The following is a 22,290-nucleotide window of genomic DNA, read 5'->3' as shown; positions in this document are numbered from 1 at the left end:
CCCGTGGCATGTCACCTGTCGGGCGGGCAGGCGAACTCTCCGTGTGGGCCCCATTCCGTGACCGGACCGTCGTTCGGCGTGAATGCCCCGCACCGCAGCACGGGCTCGGAGCCCTTGTCGGTGTGGTACAGGATGACCAGGGGCTTGTCCCGCGAAACCGGCTCGTTCTGGGGGAATTGGATGTCGCCGCTGGCGCCGGCCTTTCCGATGCCCCCGGTCAGGATGACCTGTACGCTCGCGCGATTGATGCTCTGCCCGTCGGTCCTGCGGTACGCCTCGTTCGCGGCCTCCGCCATCATTTGCATCGTGTCGTACGCCAGTGCCGCATGCCCGTCGTTGCGCCAGGGGTCCTCCTTCCCGTACTCCCGCGCATAAGTGGTATTGAACTTCTGGGATATGTTGCTGAGCGACTGGCCGACGGGCAGGACGTGCACGGCGTGGTACAGACGCAGCCACGAGGGGTTCTCATACATCCCGGAGAGGGCGGCGTTCGTGAGTTCGTTGCCTCCTACCACCGTCAGGGTGTCCCCCGCGCAGGGCGTCGAGTCCTCGAAGTCGTTGAGGAACGCGTCGAATTCGCGCGACCGTGACGCCCAGTACACGGTGGTGTGCGTGTCCGGATTTCGCTGGATCCGCTCGCACACCGATTCGGCCACGCCGTGCACGCTCTCCTCCCACGAGGCGTCCGTCGGCGGCGTTGGCCTGGGGGAGCCGGGCTCGGGGGAATACCAGAGACGTTGCACGCTGCCCCCGCCGTCACCTGCGAACGCCTGGCTGAAGCTGGTGCCGACGGACATGCTGTACAGGTCGTTCGGGTCCTGGACCACTACCGCCGCCTCGGCGGGAGCGCAGCCGGCCGAGGCGTCCCTGACGATGTTGGCATGACGTGCGAACGCGCTCGCGATCTCCGCCTCACGGCTGCTGGGCGGTGCGATCTGGTGAAAATAGACGCCCGATTGCATTTCGTCTGCCGTGGCGTTGGTGGCGATCGTGGGGATCTGCGCCGCGCTGAGGATCTGCACCGCCTCCTGGGTGGTGTCCCAGCTCTGCGCGATACCGACCACACCGATCAGTTCGTCGGAATCGGACTCGGTCTGCGCCACGATCTCGCGGGCGGCATCGGGCGCGTCCCGGTATCCCTCACCGGCATCGTGGAGTTCCACGCGCAGCCAGACTTTCTGGTCGTCGCTGCGCGCCTCGTCGTTCAGATGCCGCTGGGCCAGGGCGATGCCGCGCAGCTCCGGCACGGCTCCGTCCGACCGCTGCTGCTCCTCATCCCAGTCGGTGCTGACGGGCACGGCCATGTAGGCGATCGTCCGGACCGTCCTGCCCTGTGCCGCCGCCTGCTCTGCCCGGGCGTTTTCCTCCCGCACCATCTTCCGCGCCTCGTTGTACAGGCTGAGAAGGTCCCTGTCCGCCGGGTCCCCGAGGGAACCGGCGACCCGATCGGGCGACGAGCCGCCGAGGCAGGCCGGGTCGGGCTCCGGGCCGGGCGGCCAGAGTGTCCCGACGGCCCAGATGAAGAGAGCGACGATCGGCACCAGGGCCAGCGTCTGAGCAGTCGCCCACAGGCGCGGCCCGGGGAAGGACCTGATGCGCCGCACCGGCAGGACCCTGGGCTGCTCCGCATCTGCCGGCAGCGAGACCCGCAGTGGCCGGACGTCGTCGTGGGTGTCGGCTTGGCCTGATCTGAGCACGGCAGCGGCGGCGTCCAGCTCTGTGTCAGCGCCCGCTATCGCGGCGTTCGGCGGGCCGACAGCGGCCCACAGCGCCGCACCGCATCGGGTTGCCTGGGCAGCCGAGCCGCACTCCTCGAAGAAGTGCTCCCAGCGGTTGCCCGCCGCCATCCCCTCATCGGGCAGGTGCATCAGGAAGACGAAGCGGGTCACCCGTCGGCGCCGCCACGGCGCGATACGCGTCGGTCGAGCCCAGCGCGCCAGATCGGCCAGCAGCGCGTGCAGCAGGAGCCGGTCCAGCTCCCGCTGCCGCTCCGCCACCGACCCGCTGTGCGCGTCTCCGCCCTTCAGGAGGCCGCTCACGCGTGGCTCGACATGCTTGAAGAAGTCCACCGCGAAGACCCGGGCATTCTCTCCCGTCGCGGACCGATACCAGCCGTGCCGCCTTCGGTTCGACCGCAGGAGGTGGCGGGTGAGCCCGTGCTCCCACCACCACCGGGGACAGAGTTGGAAGAGCCAGCCGCTGAGCGTATTCCACAGGCCGGCGAGTGCGACCCCGTCGGCCTGTGTACCTCCCAGCTTCCACAGCACACGCAAGATGAGCCGCCGCTCCCGCTCGCGCTCGAAACAGAAGTCACGCAAACAGGTTTGTTGGAGTTCCTCATCCCCTGCCCGCTTGACGATGTCGCACATCAGCGAGTAGTTCGGCAGCCGTAACCGGCCCGTCCGCTCCACCACGCCGCCTCGCACCTCGTCCGGCACGACGGTGTCACACAGCGGCGTGACGGAATCGTGCGGCGAGCAGGTGTTCGCGCCCACGGTGGTGCGCACGTGGGCAACGCACCGCCCGTCGTCATCGTTCAGGACCCTCTTCAGGGTCTCCACCGCCTGCCCGGTTTCCCCGGCGGCGCGCACCACGAGGGGCGGCACCACGACCCGCGCCTTCGTCTTCCGATCCGGTGTGTCTGGGTCTCCCTCGCGCCACGGAGCGGCGGCGTACCGGAACGCGTGAACCACAGAGTGCCAAGACATCGTCGTCTCCCCCGGCTCCTACTCGTGGAGCCGAACGTCCCACAGATCTCCGGATGTTGGACCCGTCAGTGTGGCAACCGGACGTGTCGCCGCATAGGTCCTTTACCCACTCGTAGTGTCTGAGGTGAGTGCGGGGACCCCTCCCGCGCTGAGGTGCCGAGCCGGGCTACGCCCTCGTTGAGGAGATGGCGCCTGGCGCGCCACAACGCCGGCAACGGGAGGTGTTCATCCTTGTCCCCTGCCGGGCAGAAGACGTACGCATGCGTCAGACCTGGCCGTAGAGGGTCGCCAGGTCGATCAGCTGGACGTCCGGGTCGGCTGCTGCTGCGGCGTACGCCTTGTCATTGAAGCCCGCTCCGCTGAAGCAGATGAGTCGTGTTCCGGTCGTGTCGTAGCGTCCGGCCTGCGCGACGAGGTCGCGGATGTGCCGAAGGCGCTCGATGTGGGCCATGCCCATGGTGTCGTTCCACTTGGCTTCCCCGATGGCCAGGAGGGGCGGCTTGGTGCCGTCTGCGACTCCGATGACCGCCACGTCGATCTCGTGGCCGATGCGGGCCTTGGAATCGTGGACGACGCCGTGTCCGACACGGGCGGGCAGGCCGCCCAGAAGCCCGGGACCGGCATGGTGCAGGGCCCACTCGCGGCAGACTTGCTCGAAATGGGGACCGAGGACATTGCTCATGAAGCGGCGACGGCTGGCCTGCCAGACCCGCGGCGCGCTTCCTGGGCGTTCAAGCTGGTCCCAGACCGGACGCATGATCGCGTGATAGAAGCCGATCAATGGTTCGGCAATGCGGTAAGTCGGCCGATTGTCGCGGAAGGCGTCTGCGTCACGGTGCAGCAGTCCCGCGTCTTCGAGCACATTGATGGGATGTGCAACGTCAGTGGCCTTGCGCTCCAGATAGCCGGCCATGCCACCCCGCGTGGCGTTGCCATCGGCGACGGCGGCCAGAACGGACAGGTACAGGGCGGTGTCGCGGAGTCGGGTTCTTCGGCGAGCAAGTAGCGGGCTTCGCGGAAGAGGGGGGTCTCGGGGTTGAGGACGGTGCGGACGATCCAGTCGTCGAAGTCGTCCGGCCCCTCGGGAGTGTCACCGCGCGCGAACTCGCGTCGGTAGGCGGGGGTGCCGCCGACGACCGCATGCACCTTCATGGCCAGGTGGGGGTCGGTGATGTCCCAGAACTCGGCGGCGAGCCGGTGGTCGAGAGGGCGGACGGCCAACTCCAGCCCTGCCCGTCCGCGCAGGGGGGCATTTCCTGACAGCAGCCGGCCCATGAAGGACAATGCGGAGCCGCACATCGGAAGGCTTATCCATGCCGGCCCTATATATAGAAGTACAGTTCTGTAAACTGAACCCCTACTTCTGGGAAGGCGCTCGCGGGCGTGCTGCCGTCGGGCGTGATCGTCGCGCGGCAGGGCATGCGGGCAGTAGCCGGTGACCTCCGCCTTCTCCGGGTCGGGCTTGGCCGAGGAAGACCAGCCCTGCGCCACGGCGCCACCGCCGTGGCGTGGCCTCGCATCCTCGTAGGGTGGCCTCCCCGGCCCGTCACGGGGAGCCGAGGACCTCTCGCAGCGCCGATACCGCGTGCGCGCGGTGCTCGTCGAGGCGCCGTACGGCACCCTCGACGTCGCCGTCGCGCAGCGCTTCGAGCACTGTCCGGTGCTCGTGGAGGACCCGCTCGCGGTTGGGGGCCTCGGCGTAGTAGAGGGAGCGGTACGCGTCGGTCGCGTCCCAGAGCGTGCCGATCAGCCGTACCAGCCGGGGCATTCCCGAGGCTTCGATGAGCAGGAAGTGGAAACGGCGGTTCGCCGCTGCCATGGCTGCGACGTCCCCGGCCGCGCCGGTCTGCTCGACCTGGAGCTGGGCCTCCTCGAGGGCGGCGACGGTCTCGGCGAGGGCCTCGGGGCCCATCCGGACGGCCGCCGCCCGGACGGCCTCCGCCTCCAGGATCTCCCGGATGCGGTAGACCTCGCTGAGGTCTGCGAGGGACAGCTCGGCGACGAAGTAGCCGCGGTGCGCCTGGTGGACGACCAGCCCTTCGCCCTCGAGGATCTTCAGCGCCTCGCGCAGCGGCACGCGGCTGACGTCGAGCCGCTCGGCCAGGGCGTCCTGCCGGATCGGGGTGCCCGGCTGCAGTTCCCCGCCGGTGATGGCGCGCCGCAGCTCGTCCAGGACGAACTGCTGGGCGGTCGGGGGCCGCCGCCGCTGCACAGCGCCGCTCATCGCCCGTCACCTCTCGTCGAGTCCCATGGCCGGTCCCCGGAGCCGACCCCGTACACCTTGACCCCGTACATCTTCCTACGACCCGGGGCGTCAGGTGCGCTTCGCTTGCTTCGCCTCCGCACTTTGTACGCAGCGAGGGCGCGTAGCCGGCGTCGCGGGCCCGCGGGCTATTGCTCCCCGGGTCGTTACGCGTCCGCGTCGGTGGCCCCTGCTCTACGGGAGGGAAGGCCGAGCTCTGCGAGCAGGGCCTCGGTGTCCTCGCCGAGCCGCGGAGGCGCCTTGCGGTAGGCAGGCGGGGTGGCGCCGAGGCGGACGGGGCTGGCGACCTGGTCGACCGGTGTGCCATGACGGGGCTCTTCGACCCGGACTCGGGCTTCCAGGCCGAGCCGTTGTGCGAGGTCGAAGGCCGCGGCGAGGTCGTTGATCGGGCCGCAGGGCACCCCGGCCGCCGTGAGTTCGTCGAACCAGGCGTCCGCGGTGCGCTCGGCCAGCGGGCCGGCCAGCTCGTCGATCAGCTGCTCCCGGTGGGCGACCCGTGCCGTGTTCGTGGCGAAGCGGGGGTCGGTGCCGAGCCGTGCGCGGCCGAGCCGGGCACACAGCGCCCGGAACTGGCGGTCGTTTCCCACGGCGAGCACCAGCGGGCGGTCCTTGGCGTGGAGCACCTCGTACGGGGCGATGCTCGGGTGCCGGTTGCCCATCGCCTGCGGCACCACGCCCGCGCCGACGTACGCCGACGCCTGGTTGGTCAGTGCGGACAGCAGCGAGGTCAGCAGCGAGACGTCCACCCGCTGGCCCTCGCCGGTGCGTTCCCGGTGCCGTAGGGCGGCGAGGACGCCGAGGCCCGCGTGCAGCCCGGTGATCACGTCGACCAGCGCTACCCCCGCCTTGGTGCCCTGGCCGCCCGGCTCGCCGGTGACGCTCATCAGCCCGCCCATCGCCTGGACGAGCAGGTCGTAGCCGGGCAGCCGGGCGCCTCCCGCAGCGCCGAAGCCGGTCACCGAGCAGTAGACCAGGCCGGGGTTGAGGATGCGGAGCTCCTCGTACCCGAGCCCGAGCCGGTCCATGGTGCCGGGCCGGAAGTTCTCCACTAGGGCGTCGGCGCGGGCGACGAGCGCGCGGGCGGTCTCCCGGTCGTGCTCGTCCTGCAGATCGAGCGTGAGGGAGCGCTTGTTGCGGTTCACGGCCAGGAAGTAGGTGGCCTCGCCGCCGGCGAAGGGCGGACCCCAGGCGCGGGTGTCGTCCCCGGACCCCGGCCGTTCGACCTTGATGACATCGGCGCCGAGGTCGGCCAGCAGCATCGTCATGTACGGGCCCGCGAGGACCCGGCTGAAGTCGGCGACGACGATCCCGGACAGTGCACCTTCCCGGGCCTCAGCGGCTTCCGGGCCCTCCAGGGCTCCGCCGGGGAGCGGTTGACCTGGTCGCATGCGGCTCTCCCTTCCCCGTCTTCCGTAGAAACCTAGGGAACGTTGGAGATATATTCAATACTGGATCCAATATTCGATACCCGCTTCAGCTGTCTGGAGGCCGAGATGAAGTCATCGCCTGTGCACCCCTTCGACCTGCTTGCCGTCGACGGGCTCCTGACGGACGAGGAACGCGAGATCCGCCGGACCGTGCGGACGATGGGGGAGCGCGAGCTGCGCCCGTACGTCGCCGGATGGTTCGAGGAAGGGGCGGTCCCCGTCCGCGAACTGGCCCGCAGGCTGGGTGGACTCGGCGTGCTCGGCATGCACCTGGAGGGGTACGGCTGCGCTGGCACCAACGCCGTGTCCTACGGCCTCGCCTGCCTGGAGCTGGAGGCGGTCGACTCGGGCCTGCGCAGCCTGGTGTCGGTGCAGGGGTCGCTCGCGATGTACGCGATCGGGAAGTACGGCTCGGAGGAGCACAGGCAGGAGTGGCTGCCGGGCATGGCGGCGGGGGAGAGGATCGGCTGCTTCGGCCTCACCGAGCCGGACGCCGGGTCGGACCCGGCCGCCATGCGCACCACCGCCAAGCGCGACGGCTCCGACTGGGTGCTGAACGGCACCAAGATGTGGATCACCAACGGCTCGGTGGCCGATGTGGCGGTGGTATGGGCCCGCACCGACGACGGCGTCCGGGGCTTCCTGGTGCCCGCGGGCACGCGCGGCTTCAGCGCCCCCGAGATCAAGGGCAAGCTCTCCCTGCGGGCAAGCGTGACCAGCGAGTTGGTCCTTGAGGACGTCCGGCTTCCGGCCGGCGCGCTGCTGCCGGCGGCCCGCGGTCTGTCCGGCCCGCTCGGCTGCCTGAACGAGGCCCGGTTCGGCATTGTCTTCGGCGCGCTCGGGGCCGCCAGGGACTGCCTGGAGACGGCGCTCTCGTACGCCCGTGACCGCACGGTCTTCGGCCGCTCGCTCGCCTCGTACCAGCTGACCCAGCAGAAGCTGGCGGACATGTCCCTGGAGCTGGGCAAGGGCATGCTGCTCGCGCTGCACCTGGGGCGGCTGAAGGACGCCGGGCAGCTCACCCCCGAGCAGGTCAGCGTGGGCAAGCTCAACAACGTGCGGGAGGCGCTCGACATCGCCCGGCAGTGCCGCACCATCCTCGGCGCCAACGGCGTCACCCTGGAGTACCCGGTGCTGCGCCACGCCAACAACCTTGAGTCGGTGCTGACATACGAGGGCACCAGCGAGGTGCACACCCTGGTCGTCGGCAACGCGCTCACCGGGGAGGCCGCCTTCCGCTAGCCTGACTCTGAAGCGGGGATCTTGGAGTTGCCCGCCAGGCCGGGGGGCCGCTCAGCCGCTCGGCGCAGTCGATGCCCTGACGTTGAGCCGTACGGGATGGACCCGCTCGACCGGGCTCGGCACATCGCTCGCCATCACGTCGAAGAGCAACTCGACGCAGGCGACCCCCGCCTCCTTGGGGCGCAGGTCGATCGAGGTGATCGGCGGGTCGGCCATCCGCATGGCCGGGCTGTCGACACAGGAGGCGAGCAGGAGATCGCCGCCGACCGTGCGGCCCGCCCGCCTGATGGCGGGGAGGGCCTCGGCGGCGGCACCGGTGGGGGCGCAGACCAGTGCGTCGACATCCGGCCCTGACCCGTCCAGCAGATCCCCGGTCGCGGCCTGTATGTCGTCCCGACGTCCGGCGAACGGGACCTGCCGTACCTGAGCGGGAACGCCCTTGTGTGCGCACCACTCGCGGTAGCCGTGGTGGACGCTGGCCGCCCAGTCGCTCTCGCCGCCCGTCACGATCAGCGCGGGACGTGAGGCTCCCCGTTCCCGGAGGTGGTCGAGGAGCTTGCCGACCTCGGCTGCGTGCCTCGACCAGACGATGCCGTCCGCCTGCCGGGTGCCGGGGAACCGCTCGCACGTCACGGTCGGCAGCCCGGACGCCATCAACTGCTCGACGACGGGGTCCCCGAGGAGGGGGTCGCCCAGCAGCAGGCCGTCGGCTCTGGGCGTGCGCCGGCGCCCCGACGTGATCAGGGTGATGTCGTAGTCGCGCTCGGCGGCCCGCTCCACCACGCCGAAGACGAACGCCATGTAGTAGCTGGAGCGGGTGAGCACCTCCGGGAGGTGCAGGCCGATCGTTCCGGTGCTCGCCCGGCGCAGGTGCCGGGCCGAGCCGTTGGGGACGTAGCCGAGCGCGTCGGCGACTTGCACGACCAGTGTCCGGGTGCGCTCGGAGACCCGTCCGCTGCCGCGGAGGGCGTCGGACGCGGTCGTCTTGGACACGCCGGCCGCTCGCGCGACGGCGTGGATGGTGACCTGCATGTCGGGGCGCACGCCCGCATGCTAGTACGACGAGAGGATGCCCCAGCAGTCCGCACGGGCATCGTGTTTCACGCCAGTTCGCCGCGTTAACGACGGGTGACATCTCTTGCCTCCCATCCCATGGACCGCGTACGTTGCTCACCTCTTGCCGGAACGTTCCGGCAAGTGAGGCAGAGCAAGGCGAGCGAGGCAGGAGACACGAGAGATGGCCCGATTCCTGGGTACGGGGACGACCCCCCATCCGCTCGACCCGCTGAGCGCGGCCGAGTTCGAGACGGCGCGGGAGATCCTGGCCGAGGCCGGCGTGCTCGGCGAGCACGTCCGCGTCGCCTACCTCGGTCTCGCCGAACCCGACAAGCAGGCGGTGCTCGCCGGCGAGCCGGCGCCCCGGCGGGTCCGGGCCCTTCTGCTCGACCTCGGCACCGGGAGCACCGGAAAGAACACCGCCTACGACGTGACCGTCTGCCTCACCGAGGGGACGGTCCTCGCGAAGGCGTCGATCGATCCGGTCGCCGACGGCCAGGTGCCGATGCTCGACGCGGAACACGAACTCGTACGCCGCGTGCTGCTGGACGACGAGGAGTGGGGCAGGGCCCTCGCCTGTCGCGGCGTCACCGACCCCGGCAAGGTCTACGTCGCCGCCCTCAGCTCGGGCCACTACGACCTGCCCGCGGAGGAGGGCCGCCGAATAGCCCGGGTCCTCGCCCACCTGCAGCCGACCGAGGAGAGCCTGCCCTGGGCCCACCCCATCGACGGCCTCGTCGCCTACATCGACCTGATGACCGAGGAGGTCCTGAAGGTCGTCGACACCGGTCCTGTGCCGATCCCGGCCGAGCCCGGCGACTACCACCTGGACACCGAGTTCCGGACCTCCCAGAAGCCGATCCACATCACCCAGCCCGAGGGTCCCAGCTTCACCGTCGACGGCAGCGTCGTCACCTGGGAGAAGTGGACCGTGCGCGTCGGGTACGACATGCGCGAGGGCCTTGTGCTCCACCAGCTCGGCTTCGACGGCCGGCCGATCGTCTACCGGGCGTCGGTCGCCGAGATGGTGGTCCCGTACGGCGACCCCAGCCCCGTGCGGTTCTGGCAGAACTACTTCGACACCGGCGAGTACCAGCTCGGCAAGCTCGTCAACAGCCTTGAGCTCGGCTGCGACTGCCTCGGCGAGATCACCTACTTCGACGTCGCCGTCGCCGGGGACGACGGCCGCCCGGTGGTGAAGCAGAACGCGCTCTGCATGCACGAAGAGGATGTCGGCGTGCTGTGGAAGCACACCGACCCGGCGAACGGGTCCCGGGAGACCCGCCGCCAGCGCCGGCTGGTCATCTCCTTCTTCGTCACCGTCGGGAACTACGACTACGGGTTCTACTGGTACCTCTACCTCGACGGCACCATCGAACTCGAAGTCAAGGCGACCGGGATCGTCTTCACCGGCGCCTACGACGAGCGTGCGCGGCCGTACTCCTCGCAGGTCGCTCCCGGCCTCGCCGCCCCCTACCACCAGCACCTGTTCGGCGCCCGGCTCGACATGACGGTCGACGGCCCGGTCAACGCCGTCGACGAGGTCGAGGTGGAACCCCTCGGCGGGCCGCACGGCAACGCGTTCGGCCGCAGGGCCACCCGGCTGCGCACCGAGTCCGAGGCGGTCCGGGACGCCGACATGCCGCGGGAGCGCACGTGGCACGTCGTCAACCCGGCCGTCACGAACCGGCTGGGTGAACCGGTCGGCTACGCGCTCTACCCGGAGGGCAAGCCGACGCTGCTGGCGCAGGAGGGGTCCTCGATCCGCGCCCGGGCCGAGTTCGCGACCAGGCACCTGTGGGTCACCCGCTACCACCCGGACGAGCGCTACCCGGCCGGGGACCTGGTCACCCAGCACCCCGGCGGCGCCGGGCTGCCCGCCTACACCGCCGCCGACCGCGATATCGACGGCCAGGACCTCGTGCTCTGGCACACCTTCGGGCTCACGCACTTCCCCCGCCCGGAGGACTGGCCGGTCATGCCGGTCGACACCTGCGGATTCGTCCTCAAGCCGGTCGGGTTCTTCGACCGGAACCCCACTCTCGACGTGCCGCCCAGCTCCACTGCCAGCCCCACCACCAGTCCATGTCACTAGAGAGGGCCCCCATGCGATCCTGGTTGACCGGCGGCGCCGTCGCTGTGCTCTTCGTCGTATCCGCCTGTACGGCCGCCACGCCCACCGACGGTGACGGTGACGGTGACGGAAAGACCACCGCGAAGCCGGGCTATCTCGCCGTCGCCGACTCGGACGCGCAGCCGGGCGGGACGCTGGAGTTGCAGGTCGGCGTCGACAGCGACGCCGCCACCGGCTATGACCCGCAGCTCGCCGATGTCGCCAGCACCTGGCAGCTGCTGTCGCTGAGCTACGAGACGCTGACCACCATCGGCCCCGACGCCGGCGTGGAGCCCCTGCTCGCCGAGCGGTGGGAGACGCCCGACCCCACCACGTACGTCTTCCACCTGCGGGACGGTGTCACCTTCTCCAACGGCCGGGAGATGACCGCCGACGACGTCGTCGGCAGCCTGGACCGGCTGCTCGCGTCCGAGTCGGTGTGGCGGGCCCAGCTCGGCCCGGTCGAGAAGGTGACGAAGAAGGACGCCGCGACGGTCGAGGTGAAGCTGAGCGCTCCCTATACGCCGTTCCTGGCCGCGCTCGCCAACGTCCCGGCAGCGATCCTGCCGATGAAGGAGATCGACGCGAAGTCGGTCGACCCGGCCAAGGAGCTCCTGGGGACCGGCCCGTTCGTCGTCGAGGACCACCGCCAGGACGTGTCGTGGACGTTCGAGCGCAACGAGAAGTACTGGGCCGAGGGCGAGCCCGCGATCGACGGCGTCGACATCACCATCGCGCCCGAGGAATCCGCCCGGGTCGCGGCCGTGCAGAACGGCAGCGCCGCGATGTCCGTGCTCGGCAACGTCGACAGCGCCGACATGCTCGCCGGCGCCTCGGACGTCAAGGTGGCGGACCAGTCCGCCACCGACTTCTACTACCTGATGCTCAACTCCAAGAACCCCAAGTTCGCCGACGAGCGGGTACGCCGCGCCGTCAACATGGCCATCGACCGCGAGCAGATCGCCGAGGTCGCCCTCGGCGGCAAGGGGAAGGCGACCTCGGCCACCCCGGTCGGGCTGCCCGGCGCCGCCGCCCCCGCCGCCGGCGGGGACGCCGAGGGCGCCCGCAAGCTGCTCGCGGAGGCCGGGGCCGAGGACCTGTCGTTCACGCTCACGATCTACTCCACCGAGCCCGCGCCGGCGGTCGCCCAGGTGATGCAGAGCGACCTGAAGGCGGCGGGGATCAGCATGAAGATCGAGCAGCTCGACGAGGCGAGCTGGTCCGGCAAGGTCTACGGCGACGACCCGGGCACGTTCGACGCCGCCCTGTCGTGGTTCGCCGGGTACGCCGACGCCGGGATGGTCGCGCAGTGGTGGAACCCCGCCGCCGCCGGGTTCAACGTCGGCTTCATGAAGCCGAACAAGGAGCTCAACGGGCTCATCACCCAGGTCAACCAGGAGCCCGCGGGCGCGGGGCGCAAGGCCGCGCTCAAGGACTTCGCCGCCGCGGTCGAGGCCGACTCGCAGATGGTCCCGCTGGTCACCCGGCCGGTAACGGTCGCCTACCGCACCGACCTGCTCAGCCCGAGCCTGTACGCCACGGAGGGCTACGGCAACGTGCTCCGGCTGGTGAACGACTTCCGCATCACGGGCGCGCAGTAGCGATGCGGCTGTTCCTGTGGTGGCTGCGCAGGCTGCTCAGCGCGCTGGTGACGCTGCTCGCCGTCTCGGCCCTGATCTTCGTGGCGGCCCGGCTGATGCCGGGAGGGTTCGCCGAGACCATCCTCGGCCCGTTCGCGACCGGGGAGCAGAAGGCCGAGCTCGCCGACCGCTACGGGCTCGACGAGCCGGTCCTCCTGCAGTACCTGCACTGGCTCGGCGCGGTCGCCGGCGGCGACTTCGGCAGCTCGATGATCAGTCAGACCCCGGTCACCACCGAGCTGCTGGACCGGCTGCCGGGGACCGTTCGGCTCACCGGCTACGCGGTGGCGATCGCCGTCGTGGTGGGGGTGCCGCTCGGCGTCCTCACCGCGCTGCGCGGCCGGGGCGGCTCGGTCGGCCGGATCCTGTCGGGGCTGGGGGTCAGCGTCCCGGAGTTCGCGCTCGGCAGCTTCGCGGTCTTCCTGCTCTCCCGGTACGGGCTGCAGGTCGACGGCTATCTGCTGCCCGCCGCCGTCCTGTCGCTGTTCGCGGTCTCGGTGACCGCCAGGACCACCCGGGACGCCGTCATGGGCGTGCTGGTGGAGCCGCACATCACCGCGGCGGTGGCGCGCGGCCACACCCCGTGGTTCATCGTCCGCCACCACGTGCTGCGCAACGCCGCGGCGCCGGTCCTCACCCTGCTCGCGACGGTCACCGCCCATCTGCTCGGGGGCGCGCTGATCGTGGAGTACGTCTTCAACCTGCCCGGCATCGGGTCGTACGTGGTCCAGGCGGTGAGCCGGCGGGACTACGCCGTCGTCCAGGCGGGCGTGCTGCTCGCCGCCGCGGTGTTCATCGTCATGAACATCCTGATCGATCTGGCCGTCGGCCTGATCGACCCGCGCCTGGGCGGGAGGCGGGCATGAGACTCGACCGCCTGTCCCTGGCCGGTCTCGGCTTCCTGGGACTACTTGTACTCGCCGCGCTCGCGTCGCTGCTGAACCTCGGCGGCGACCCCGAGGAGATCGTCGGGCCGCGGCTGCAGCCGCCGGGCACCGAGTGGTGGCTCGGCACCGACAACCTGGGCCGCTCGCTCCTTCCCCGGGTGCTGGAGGGCATCGGCACCACGCTGCTGATCTCCGCCGTCGCCGTCGCCGCCACCGCAGTGTTCAGCGTCACCCTCGGGATCGTCGCCGGATACCGCGGCGGGGTCGTGAACGAGCTGGTCATGCGCGTCGTCGAGGTGCTGTACGCGTTCCCCTCGATCGTCTTGGCCATCCTCGTCACCGCCGTCGTGGGGGCGGGCCAGACGGCCGCCGTCGCGGCCATCGTGCTCGTCACGATCCCGCTGATGACCAGGCTGGTACGCACCGCGGCGATCGGCATCGCCCAGCGCGACTACGTCACCTCCGCGATCATCAGCGGCGCCGGGCTGCCCCGGCTCCTCGGCCGGCACCTGTTTCCCGGCGTCGCGGGCACCATCGCCGTGCAGGGCACGTACGCGCTCTCCGTCGGCATCACGGTGGAGGGCGGGCTCAGCTTCCTCGGGTTCGGGGTCCAGCCGCCCCAGTCCTCACTCGGCGTGCTGATCGCGCAGGGCACCACCTACATGGCGTCCGCCCCATGGCTGGTCATCTCCCCCGGCGTCGTCCTCGTGCTGGCCATTCTCGCCGTCAACGTCGTCGGCGACGGGCTGCGGGACCGGCTTGAGGCGAGGGAGACGAGGTCACTGACATGACGGTCCTGCACGTGAAGAACCTCGTGGTCGACTACGCGGCCACCAGGGCCCTCGACGGCGCCGACCTGTCGGTGGCGGCCGGCGAGACGGTCGGCCTGGTCGGCGAGAGCGGCTCGGGCAAGTCGACGCTGGGCATGGCGATCGGCCGCCTGCTGCCGCGTACGGCGAGCCGCGCCGCAGGCACGGTGGACGTCTGCGGCGCACCGGTCTTCGACCTCGCCCCGCGCGAGCTGCGCGAGCTGCGCAGGCAGCGGCTCGGCTTCATCTTCCAGGACCCGATCGCGACGCTCGACCCCACCATGCGGGTCGGCGCGCAGCTGAAGGTCGCCGGCGGAGACTCCGCGGAGCTCCTGGACCGGGTACGGCTCCCTGCCCATACCGCCAGGTCCTACCCGCACGAGCTCTCCGGCGGCATGGCGCAGCGGGTGGCCGTCGCCATGGCGATGACCACCACCCCCGACCTGCTGATTGCCGACGAGCCGACCGCCGCCCTCGACACCCAGGTACGCGAGGAGGTGCTGACGACGGTGTTCTCCCTCGCCGCGGAGGCCGGCACCAGCATCCTCTGGCTCAGCCACGACCTCCCGGCGGTCGCGCGCCGCTGCGACCGCGTCGCGGTCATGTACGGCGGGCGCGTGGTCGAACAGGGCCCCGCCGCCGACGTACTGGGCGATCCCGTCCACCCGTACACGGCCGCCCTCGCCCGCTCCGCGCCGGCCCGGGCGGAACGGGGTGTCCGGCTGCGGCCGGTGCCGGGCCGGCCGCCGGTGCTGACCGGAGCCGCTCAGGGCTGCGCCTTCGAGCCGCGCTGCCCTCTCGCCGGCCCGGTCTGCGTGGACCAGCGCCCCCCAGCCGTCACCGCCGGGGAACGGGAGATCCTCTGCCACCACCCGACAGGACCGGAGGTCAGCGCATGATCCTGGAACTCGACGACGTGACGGTCACCTTCACCTCAGGACCGCCGCTGCGCCGCCGGCACGTGGACGCGATGCGCGGGGTGTCCTTGTCCGTCGCGGCGGGCGAAACGCTGGGCCTGGTGGGCGAGTCGGGGTCGGGGAAGACCACCGCCAGCCGGGTCGCGCTCGGCCTGCAGCGCCCCGCCTCCGGGACGGTCGCCTTCGACGGCAGCCCCTTCCCGAAGCGCCGCCGCGAGCTTGCCGGCCGCATGCAGGCCGTCCTGCAGCACCCCCACTGGTCGCTCAACCCGCGGATGCGGGTCGGCGCGAGCATCGCCGAGCCGATGGCGGTGCTGCGACGGCCGGTGGGCGCGGCGGTCGAGGCGATGCTGGAGCAGGTCGGCCTCGAGCCGTCGTTCGCGACGCGGTACCCCCACGAACTCTCCGGCGGTCAGCGGCAGCGGGTCTCCATCGCCCGGGCCCTGGTCACCGAGCCCGACTTTCTCGTCTTCGACGAGGCGGTGAGCGCCCTCGACGTCTCCGTGCAGGCGCAGATCCTCAACCTCATCAAAGACCTGCAGGCGGAGCAGGGCTTCGCCGCGCTCTTCATCTCCCATGACCTCGGCGCGGTCCGCTATGTGGCGGACCGCATCGCCGTGATGCGGTACGGCGAGGTCGTCGAAACAGCCGACACCGAGATCTTCTACGACACACCCGCGCACGCGTACTCGCGCCAACTGCTGGAGGCCCTGTGACCGACGCGACCGATGTGAACGACGATTCGGCATCGGCATCCGCCCTCTCCGACGGCCTGCCCGGCAACGCCGACCAGCCGCTGACACCGCGGGAGAGCCCGGGCCGCGGCTCGGTCGCGTTCGACCTTCCGGGCGTCCACGTCGGCACCGCCGAGTACGCCGAAGGCCCGACCGGCTGCACCGTCGTCCACATCCCGGCGGGCGCGCGTACCGCCGTGGACTCCCGCGGCGGCGCTGTCGGCCTGTCCGGCGGCTACAGCGTCAACCACGCCATCTGCCTCGCCGGCGGCTCGGTGTACGGGCTCGCCGCGGCCGCCGGCGTCAGCGACGAGCTGCTGCGGCAGAGAGGCAACCACACCGGCTGGGAGGACCTGCGGCTCGTCTCCGGGGCGGTGATCTTCGACTACACCCTGCGGAGCACCGCGATCCACCCCGACGCCGAACTCGGCAGGGCCGCGCTCCGCGCGGCCGGGGAGGGGGTGTTCCCGGTGGGCCGCTGCGGTGCCGGCCGGAGCGCGAGCGCCGGCAAGGTGGACCGCAGCCGGGCCGAGCCGACCGGGCAGGGCGCCGCCTTCGGCACGTTCGGCACGGCGAAGGTGCTCTTCGCCACCGTGGTCAACTCGATCGGTGTGATCGTCGACCGGGACGGCACGATTCTGCGCGGCAACCTGCACGCCGACGACGTGCGCCGCCACCCCCACGAGGACTACGCCGCGCTCGCCGGCGCCCCGGCGGTCATGGGCAACACCACGCTGAGCGTGCTGGTGACCAACGTCAAGCTGACCGACCAGCAGCTGGACCAGTTCGGCCGCCAGGTCCACAGCTCCATGCACCGCGGCATCCAGCCCTTCCACACCGAGCAGGACGGCGACGTCTTGTTCACGCTCACCACGGACGATGTCGAGCTCGCCGGCGTCACGCCGGCCGGCCTGGGCACGCTCGCCTCCGAGCTGGCCTGGGACGCGATCGTCAGTGCCGGGCGCGACTGATGCACCGCTTCGCGCGCTTCGCCACGGAGACGCAGGCCCACGCGGTCGAGCTGGTCCGGCAGAACCCGTTCGCGTTGCTCGTCAGCGCCGTCGGCGGGACTCCCGTCGCCACGCACACGCCGGTTCTCCTCGACGGTGAGGCCGGCGAGTCGTTCGTCGGCGCGAGCCTGCTCGGCCACCTCGCCAGGGCCAACCCGCAGTGGCGGGACTGGAAGCGGGGGACCGAGGTCCTGGTGGTGTTCGGCGGACCGCACGGCTATGTGTCACCCACCACGTACGCGGTCGATCCGGCGGTCCCCACCTGGGACTACGCGGCCGTCCACCTGACCGGCCGGATCGAGGTCATCGAGGACGTGCTGGACGTCGTCGAGCGGACCGTGGCGGCGGTGGAGTCGTGCCGTGCCCCGGTCTGGCGGCCGAGCGAGGCATCCCGGGAGGTCTTCGCCAAGCTGGCGCCCGGCGTGGTGGCGTTCCGCGTCCATATCACCGCCGAGGAGCGGATGTTCAAGCTCAGCCAGGACAAGGACGACGAGGTCCGGGCCCGCGTCCACCGCGACGCGCATCCCGAACTCGCCGCGCTCATGGACCAGGTGGATCCCCGATGACGCCGATCACCGGCACCGGCACCGGCTATCCGGCCTTCGCCGGCACCGCCGAAGAGCTCGGGGCCCGGCACCGCCCGGCCATCCAGCGGAACCTCGACGGCTACCTCACGCTCTTCGGCGCCACCGGGGCCACCGAGGACCGCGTACGGGCGTGGGCGGAGCGGGCGCTGGAGCGAACGGCCGCCTGGGCGCCCCGCCTCGTCGCGGAGATCGAAGCGGTCGCCAGGGGTGCGGGCCTGCAGACGTGGCAGGTGGCGGCGATGAACGCGCGCACGGAGATCCTCGCCGCGCTGCGGGACACCGGGCCCGGCGAATGCTCCACTCTGGTGGTGCTGCGCGACGGGGGGCCGCCGCTCACCCTGCAGACCTGGGACTGGCTCGACCATCTGCGCGACGCCCCCCTCCTGTGGGAGTACGCGGCCTCCCCGGACCGCGTCGTCCGCACCTTCACCGAGGCCGGCACGCTCGCCAAGATCGGCGTGTCCGACGCGGGGCTCGGCGTCCACTTCAACATCCTGCGGCACGCCGGCGACAGCGCCGACATCGGCGTCCCCGTCCACCTCGTCGCCCGCCGCATCCTCGACGAGGCGACCACGGTCGGCGAGGCCACCGAGATCGCCCGGTCCGCGCGTACCTCGGCCTCGACCGTCCTCACGGTCGTCACGCGGGACGCCGCCCGCGTCCTGGAGATCTCTCCGGCCGGGGTCGGCGTGGTCGACCCCCGGGAGGACGGGGTGCTCGCGCACACCAACCACTTCCTCGACCCCGCCCTCGCGACCGGAGAGGTGCACGGCGTCGAACGGCCCGGCACCTACGCCAGGCTCGCCCACCTGCTCGACGGCTCCGCCGCCCTGGCGGCACCGGACGACACCGCCAGGACCCGGGCGATGACGACCCACGGCGAGGCGCCGGTGTGCGCCCACCCCGACCCCGCCCTGCCCCTCCAGGAACGGTGGACGACCCTCGCAGCGATCAGCATCGACCTGTCCGCGGCCCGACTGCGGGTGCACCGGGGACGGCTCTGCCAGGTGGCAGAGACGACCTGGCAGAACTTCTGAGACCCATGGGAAGGGTGACCCCATTGCAGCTCCGCAACCTCGTCGACGGCGCCTGGATCGACGGCGCCGGTCAGGAGTTCGCCGACGCCAACCCCGCACGGCCGTCCGAGACCGTGGCGCGCGGTCGTTTCGCCGCCCCGGCGGAGGTGGAGCGGGCGGTCCTCGCCGCTCGCAGGGCCGCACCCGGCTGGGCCGCCGCTCCGTACCACGAGCGCGCCGCGGTGCTGTCGGCGGCGGCGGCCACGGTGTCGGAGAGGGCGGAGGAGTGGGGCCGGGAGCTCACCCGGGAGGAGGGCAAGACTCTCCCGGAGGCGGTCGGTGAGCTGCGGTACGCCGCCACGATGCTGCGGTACTACGCCGCCGAGGCCGACCGGGAGAGCGGCGAGATCTACCCCTCGCCGCGGCCGGGCGAGAACCTCCTGGTGATGCGGCGGCCGGTCGGGGTCGCCGGAGTGATCACACCGTTCAACTTCCCCGCGGCGATCCCCGCCTGGAAGATCGCCCCCGCCCTCGTCTACGGCAACACCGTCGTGTGGAAGCCCTCCTCACTCGTGCCGCTGCTCGCGATGCGGCTGACGGAGGCGCTGCAGGCGGCCGGCCTGCCCCGCGGCGTGGTCAACCTCGTGTACGGGGAAGGCGAGGTGGGTTCCGCGATCGTCGACCACCCCGAAGTGTCCGTCGTCTCCTTCACCGGCTCCACGCAGGTCGGCCGGGCGATCATCGCCCGCTGCGGGGAGCTCGGCAAGCCGGTCCAGACGGAGATGGGCGGCAAGAACGCCGCGGTGGTGCTCGCCGACGCCGACCTGGAGCTCGCCGCCGAGCAGGTGGCGTCCGGCGCGTTCCGGTCCACCGGGCAGAAGTGCACCGCGACCTCCCGCCTGATCGTCGCCGAGCAGGTCGCCGACGAACTGCTGGAGCGGGTGGCCGCGCTGGCCGAGGGCCTGGTCGTCGGCGATCCGCTCGCGGACGGCGTCGAGATGGGGCCGCTCGTCAGCTCCGCCGCCCTGGACCGGGTCAGCGAGGGCGTACGGCTGGCGCTTTCGCAAGGCGCCACCGCCCTCACCGGCGCGGGCCCGTACGCCCGCGAAGGCTGGTTCACCCCGCCTACCCTGCTTGAGCTGCCGGGGACGGAGGCCGACTTCTGGCGGCGAGAGCTGTTCGGGCCCGTGCTGGGCGCCGTCCGCACAGGCGGCGTGGAGGAGGCGATCGCGCTGGCCAACCGGAGCGACCACGGCCTGTCGGCGGCAATCTTCACCCGGGATCTGGGAGTGGTCCTCCGCGCCGTCGAGAGCCTGGACGTCGGCGTGCTTCACGTCAACTCCGAGTCGTCCGGCACGTCCCCGTCGGTGCCGTTCGGCGGGCTCAAGGGGAGCGGGTTCGGCCCGAGCGAACAGGGTCGCGCCCCGCGGGAGTTCTACACCCACACGGTCAGCGTGTACCTCGGCGGCGGGCTCCCGCGTTCAGCCTGACGAAGCACGCACGCGAGGAGGTCGCGGACGCGCCCGCGTCCGCGCGCAGTTCGTCCGGCTCGCCGCGGAACGTCACGCGGCCCTCCGACAACCAGGCAGCCTGGGCCGGGACAGGGCTTGATCAAGTTCCGGAGTCGTGTGGCTGGTCCGGACATGACCGGTCGGGGTGCATTGCAGAGCAGGCACGGGCTTCGTGGTCATTCACACGGCCGCCACCGTGCTTACGCTGCTCGGTGTCCCGGACCGCGTCATTGACCAGATCATGGGGTGGGCGCCCGGCACCTCCGCAAGCATGCGGGCCCGGTACCTCCACGTGCCGGACGCCATGCTCAAGGACGTGGCCCGGAAGATCGCCGATGCCATCTGGGGACCCCCGGAGACACGCCCTGTGGACAAAAACCAGGACAACGACGGCTGAGGACAACGACGAAGTGGCCCGCTGAAGATCAGCGGGCCACTTCGTTTTGCCTGGTCAGGCGGGGTGCGGAGAATACGAGATTCGAACTCGTGAGGGTGTGAACCCAACACGCTTTCCAATTCGCCGTGTTGCTGTCCGGGCCGGGCCGGCTCCGTTCTGACCTGTCGGCCTGTGGCTGTGATCGAGGCTCGCGTACGGATGTGAACGGGCCTGAATGAGACCAGAACTGAGACCAGAGCGGCGGGTCACATCTTCTTGACGACGATCGAGTCCGGGACCAGTTTCACCAGGTCGTCTACGTCTGAGGTGAAGACGGTGACCTGGCCTTGCTGCTGGCGTGCGATGACGGCTAGCACCGCGTCGATCGCGTACTTGTGGCCGTGCAGCTTGGTGTCGGCCAGGAGCCGGCGGGCCTGGCGGGCCTCGTCCTTCCCGATGGTGGCGACCTTGAGCCGGGAGAGTACCCAGTCCCAGCGCTGCTCGGTGGTTCTGCCGTCGTACGCCTCGACCAGCGTCATAGGGGACGTCACCATCTCGGCCTCACCGCGGGCCGCGAGGTCGAGCCAGGCGATCATCTTCCGGTCGCCGCGTACGGCCAGGGAGAGGGCTTCGCAGTCGAGCACGAAGACGCGGAGCGGCGGCCGGCGCTCACCGCGTCGCTTCGTCACGCAGCCTCTCCCGGTGCGTTCTTCCCGGTGGCGCGGCGGCGCTCGTGCTCGGCGTCGAGATCTTCCAGTTCCTCGAAGGCCGCCGCCCTCTCGTCCTCGGTGACCGAGCCGTGCTCCTCCTGCAGCCAGTCCACCAGTTCCTGCAGCCGGTCCCGGTCGCGTTTGAAGCGCAGCGCCTCTGCCACGTACGCCGACAGTCCCCGATCGGCGGCTTCCCCGCGGATCTCCTCAAGGAGCTCCTCGGGGATCGTGACCGTCACCTTCTTGGTCGCCATACTATTGACCATACTCCACGTATCCAGCTGCTTACCAGCTCGGTATTCGCGTGCCATGCCGCGACATGCGAGTTGCCCCAGGGCGCCGGCCCTCTGGGCGCTGTGCTGAGAGGAACTCGTGGTTGCCGGGCCCCGCGGATGCCGACCGACCGCGGCAGCGCCACCCATGCAGCGTGCACCCTTCTTCCCGTTCCGGCGCTCGCTGCTTGGCTGTGGAGCCGGGGCGGCCCGGTACTGCCGGGAGCGGTGCTGCCGGCAGCGGCCGAGCGAGCAAGTCCAGGACGGGCGAGCCTGGCTCCTCGGCGGCTACGCCGGATTCACGAAGGCGCCGATGGCCGAGGCGTCCAGCAGCCGGCCGTTGCACCAGTCGGCCAGCAACAGGTCGGACTCGCGCATCGCCTGTTCGAGGCCGGACGCCGACTCCGTCGCGGCATCGGGGGAGAGCGTGAGGCACAGCGTCGTGACCCGGTCGCCGTGTGCCTGGCCGTACATGGTGAGCGGATCGGAGGCGATCGCGAACGAGTCGACCACGCGGCCCGGGTCATCACGGAAGCGGATGCCCGCGTACGGCCTGCCGCCGACGGGCAGCAGCTCTGACAGCCGCCGCCGCGAAACCTCGGTGGAGATGGGGGCGGTCGGGGTCCGTCGCCGAGACGGCCCGCCGCAAGATCCGGCGGGCCGTCATGAAAGGGCGAGGCTAGTGTCCTGAGTCGTGGTTTCGTTGGCGGTTGTAGGGTGGGGTGATGCCTGGTCCGAAGCCGTTGCCGGTGGTGCTGTCCGATGATGAATTCCGGGTGTTGAAGGGCTGGTTGAGGAAGCGGACCGCTGCTGCGTCGCTGGCGCTTCGGTCTCGGATCGTGCTTGCCTGCGCGGAGGGTCTGTCGAACGCGCAGGTCGCGGATGACCTGGGCATTTCGCGGGAGACGGTACGCAAGTGGCGGGCCCGCTTCGTCGCCGACCGGCTGGAGGGCCTGACGGACAGGCCGCGTCCGGGGCCGCCGCGGAAGGTCACGGACGAGCAGATCGAGGC

At 71.1% G+C, this 22,290-nt stretch carries 20 protein-coding genes and 1 pseudogene; 13 read left to right on the top strand and 8 right to left on the bottom strand.

The features are described 5' to 3' along the window. Positions 1-11 precede the first annotated feature (11 nt). The 4 genes from T328_RS22300 to T328_RS22285 all read right to left on the bottom strand — a co-directional run bounded on the left by T328_RS22300 (position 12) and on the right by T328_RS22285 (position 6,359). Positions 12-2,609, bottom strand: a complete 2,598-nt coding sequence (locus T328_RS22300) for a type 1 periplasmic-binding domain-containing protein (protein ID WP_496497898.1) — start codon at positions 2,607-2,609, stop codon at positions 12-14. A 364-nt stretch (positions 2,610-2,973) separates the two neighbouring features. Then, the gene (locus tag T328_RS22295; protein WP_496497897.1) at positions 2,974-3,621 is read right to left on the bottom strand and encodes a hypothetical protein; all 648 of its coding nucleotides are present in this window, start codon (positions 3,619-3,621) and stop codon (positions 2,974-2,976) included. 633 nt (positions 3,622-4,254) lie between these two features. Next, positions 4,255-4,932 (bottom strand): GntR family transcriptional regulator, encoded by a 678-nt coding sequence (locus T328_RS22290; RefSeq protein ID WP_496497896.1) that lies wholly within the window; start codon positions 4,930-4,932, stop codon positions 4,255-4,257. A 185-nt stretch (positions 4,933-5,117) separates the two neighbouring features. After that, positions 5,118-6,359, bottom strand: a complete 1,242-nt coding sequence (locus tag T328_RS22285; protein WP_496497895.1) for a CaiB/BaiF CoA transferase family protein — start codon at positions 6,357-6,359, stop codon at positions 5,118-5,120. 105 nt (positions 6,360-6,464) lie between these two features. Here T328_RS22285 and T328_RS22280 point away from each other — a divergent pair, with 105 nt between their 5' ends. Next, complete coding sequence (locus T328_RS22280) at positions 6,465-7,640, top strand: acyl-CoA dehydrogenase family protein (RefSeq protein ID WP_496497894.1); 1,176 nt, start codon at positions 6,465-6,467, stop codon at positions 7,638-7,640. 51 nt (positions 7,641-7,691) lie between these two features. Here the strand turns inward: T328_RS22280 and T328_RS22275 are convergent, their stop codons facing one another. Beyond that, positions 7,692-8,684, bottom strand: a complete 993-nt coding sequence (locus T328_RS22275) for a LacI family DNA-binding transcriptional regulator (RefSeq protein WP_496497893.1) — start codon at positions 8,682-8,684, stop codon at positions 7,692-7,694. A 193-nt stretch (positions 8,685-8,877) separates the two neighbouring features. Here T328_RS22275 and T328_RS22270 point away from each other — a divergent pair, with 193 nt between their 5' ends. The 11 genes and pseudogenes from T328_RS22270 to T328_RS22220 all read left to right on the top strand — a co-directional run. Continuing rightward, positions 8,878-10,791, top strand: a complete 1,914-nt coding sequence (locus T328_RS22270) for a primary-amine oxidase (RefSeq protein WP_496497892.1) — start codon at positions 8,878-8,880, stop codon at positions 10,789-10,791. 11 nt (positions 10,792-10,802) lie between these two features. Further along, complete coding sequence (locus tag T328_RS22265; RefSeq protein WP_496497891.1) at positions 10,803-12,410, top strand: ABC transporter substrate-binding protein; 1,608 nt, start codon at positions 10,803-10,805, stop codon at positions 12,408-12,410. Between the two features lie 2 nt (positions 12,411-12,412). Continuing rightward, the gene (locus tag T328_RS22260) at positions 12,413-13,315 is read left to right on the top strand and encodes an ABC transporter permease (protein ID WP_496497890.1); all 903 of its coding nucleotides are present in this window, start codon (positions 12,413-12,415) and stop codon (positions 13,313-13,315) included. Further along, positions 13,312-14,127 carry an ABC transporter permease gene (locus tag T328_RS22255; RefSeq protein WP_496497889.1) on the top strand — a complete coding sequence of 272 codons (816 nt, stop codon included), beginning with the start codon at positions 13,312-13,314 and terminating at the stop codon, positions 14,125-14,127. Before T328_RS22260 ends, T328_RS22255 begins: the two co-directional genes overlap by 4 nt. Further along, on the top strand, positions 14,124-15,044 hold the full coding sequence (locus T328_RS22250) for an ABC transporter ATP-binding protein (protein WP_496497888.1): 921 nt from the start codon (positions 14,124-14,126) through the stop codon (positions 15,042-15,044). Before T328_RS22255 ends, T328_RS22250 begins: the two co-directional genes overlap by 4 nt. Further along, on the top strand, positions 15,041-15,778 hold the full coding sequence (locus tag T328_RS22245) for an ATP-binding cassette domain-containing protein (protein ID WP_496497887.1): 738 nt from the start codon (positions 15,041-15,043) through the stop codon (positions 15,776-15,778). Before T328_RS22250 ends, T328_RS22245 begins: the two co-directional genes overlap by 4 nt. After that, entirely contained in the window at positions 15,775-16,767 is a 993-nt protein-coding gene (locus T328_RS22240) for a P1 family peptidase (protein ID WP_496497886.1), read from the top strand. The genes T328_RS22245 and T328_RS22240 overlap by 4 nt, the downstream gene beginning before the upstream one ends. Further along, positions 16,767-17,372, top strand: a complete 606-nt coding sequence (locus tag T328_RS22235) for an FMN-binding negative transcriptional regulator (RefSeq protein WP_496497885.1) — start codon at positions 16,767-16,769, stop codon at positions 17,370-17,372. Before T328_RS22240 ends, T328_RS22235 begins: the two co-directional genes overlap by 1 nt. Then, the gene (locus T328_RS22230; RefSeq protein ID WP_496497884.1) at positions 17,369-18,430 is read left to right on the top strand and encodes a C45 family autoproteolytic acyltransferase/hydrolase; all 1,062 of its coding nucleotides are present in this window, start codon (positions 17,369-17,371) and stop codon (positions 18,428-18,430) included. The genes T328_RS22235 and T328_RS22230 overlap by 4 nt, the downstream gene beginning before the upstream one ends. A gap of 14 nt (positions 18,431-18,444) precedes the next feature. Next, positions 18,445-19,899 carry an aldehyde dehydrogenase family protein gene (locus tag T328_RS22225; RefSeq protein ID WP_496497883.1) on the top strand — a complete coding sequence of 485 codons (1,455 nt, stop codon included), beginning with the start codon at positions 18,445-18,447 and terminating at the stop codon, positions 19,897-19,899. A 202-nt stretch (positions 19,900-20,101) separates the two neighbouring features. Next, positions 20,102-20,317 (top strand): annotated as a pseudogene (locus T328_RS22220) (site-specific integrase); the annotation flags it as partial. 245 nt (positions 20,318-20,562) lie between these two features. Here the strand turns inward: T328_RS22220 and T328_RS22215 are convergent. The 3 genes from T328_RS22215 to T328_RS22205 form a co-directional block, all read right to left on the bottom strand. Next, on the bottom strand, positions 20,563-20,985 hold the full coding sequence (locus T328_RS22215) for a hypothetical protein (RefSeq protein ID WP_496497882.1): 423 nt from the start codon (positions 20,983-20,985) through the stop codon (positions 20,563-20,565). Further along, complete coding sequence (locus T328_RS22210; protein ID WP_496497881.1) at positions 20,982-21,260, bottom strand: CopG family transcriptional regulator; 279 nt, start codon at positions 21,258-21,260, stop codon at positions 20,982-20,984. Before T328_RS22210 ends, T328_RS22215 begins: the two co-directional genes overlap by 4 nt. Before the next feature lie 306 nt (positions 21,261-21,566). Further along, the gene (locus T328_RS22205; protein ID WP_496497880.1) at positions 21,567-21,791 is read right to left on the bottom strand and encodes a hypothetical protein; all 225 of its coding nucleotides are present in this window, start codon (positions 21,789-21,791) and stop codon (positions 21,567-21,569) included. A gap of 212 nt (positions 21,792-22,003) precedes the next feature. Here T328_RS22205 and T328_RS22200 point away from each other — a divergent pair. Continuing rightward, positions 22,004-22,290 (top strand): helix-turn-helix domain-containing protein (locus T328_RS22200; RefSeq protein ID WP_496497879.1); only part of this gene is annotated, 287 nt, incomplete at its 3' end.

Source organism: Streptomyces sp. CNX435 (assembly GCF_059570575.1).
The sequence above is the reverse complement of the archived record's forward strand: the minus strand, read 5'-3'. Positions and strand labels throughout refer to the sequence as shown.